The 1,595-nt window shown below is 51.9% G+C and carries 1 rRNA gene; it reads left to right on the top strand.

The window, feature by feature from the left end:
• Positions 1–185: 185 nt before the first annotated feature.
• Positions 186–1,595 (top strand): 23S ribosomal RNA (locus AB0N29_RS20905); the annotation flags it as partial.

Below are 1,595 nucleotides of genomic sequence, written 5' to 3' on the forward strand. Positions count from 1 at the left end.
ACAATCTGGAAGAAGTAAGTAATTTGGATAGCGGAAGCGTCTTGAGATGGACGTGGAAACTATCCGGGTTGTGATTGTATCGATGTATCTCAAGATGATTCGAACTCTATGTTTGACTCAATTGGAATACGGCACAACGCGAGAACTCAACCTGTAGCGACTGTCGCGAGACAGACTCGTTATAGGGTCAAGCGAACAAGTGCATGTGGTGGATGCCTTGGCGATCACAGGCGATGAAGGACGCGGTAGCCTGCGAAAAGCTACGGGGAGCTGGCAAACAAGCTTTGATCCGTAGATGTCCGAATGGGGAAACCCACTCCTTTTGGAGTATCCATGGCTGAATACATAGGCCATGCGAAGCGAACGCGGTGAACTGAAACATCTAAGTAACCGCAGGAAAAGAAATCAACCGAGATTCCCAAAGTAGTGGCGAGCGAAATGGGATGAGCCTTGCACTCTTTATTTGTATTGTTAGCCGAACGCTCTGGAAAGTGCGGCCATAGCAGGTGATAGCCCTGTAGGCGAAAACAGTATGAAAGAACTAGGTGTGCGACAAGTAGGGCGGGACACGTGAAATCCTGTCTGAAGATGGGGGGACCATCCTCCAAGGCTAAATACTCGTGATCGACCGATAGTGAACCAGTACCGTGAGGGAAAGGCGAAAAGAACCCCGGGAGGGGAGTGAAATAGATCCTGAAACCGCATGCATACAAACAGTCGGAGCCTCGTAAGGGGTGACGGCGTACCTTTTGTATAATGGGTCAGCGACTTACGTTCAGTAGCAAGCTTAACCGTATAGGGCAGGCGTAGCGAAAGCGAGTCCGAATAGGGCGTTCAGTTGCTGGGCGTAGACCCGAAACCAGGTGATCTATCCATGGCCAGGATGAAGGTGCGGTAACACGTACTGGAGGTCCGAACCCACTAACGTTGAAAAGTTAGGGGATGAGCTGTGGATAGGGGTGAAAGGCTAAACAAACCTGGAAATAGCTGGTTCTCTCCGAAAACTATTTAGGTAGTGCCTCGTGTCTCACCTTCGGGGGTAGAGCACTGTCATGGTTGGGGGGTCTATTGCAGATTACCCCGCCATAGCAAACTCCGAATACCGAAGAGTGCAATCACGGGAGACAGACATCGGGTGCTAACGTCCGGTGTCAAGAGGGAAACAACCCAGACCGCCAGCTAAGGTCCCCAAATATAGCTAAGTGGGAAACGAAGTGGGAAGGCTAAAACAGTCAGGAGGTTGGCTTAGAAGCAGCCACCCTTTAAAGAAAGCGTAATAGCTCACTGATCGAGTCGTCCTGCGCGGAAGATGTAACGGGGCTAAGCTATATACCGAAGCTGCGGATGCGAGCTTTGCTCGCATGGTAGGAGAGCGTTCCGTAAGCCTGCGAAGGTGCCTTGTAAAGGGTGCTGGAGGTATCGGAAGTGCGAATGCTGACATGAGTAGCGATAAAGGGGGTGAAAGGCCCCCTCGCCGTAAGCCCAAGGTTTCCTACGCAACGTTCATCGGCGTAGGGTGAGTCGGTGTCCTCCGCCCGCGCGAACCTGGGTGCGCTGCAGAACCGGTTCGAGCACACCATCAACAACCTCAACGT

It is taken from the genome of Nocardioides sp. NPDC092400 (assembly GCF_040684155.1).
In the GTDB taxonomy this organism is placed as follows: domain Bacteria; phylum Actinomycetota; class Actinomycetes; order Propionibacteriales; family Nocardioidaceae; genus Nocardioides.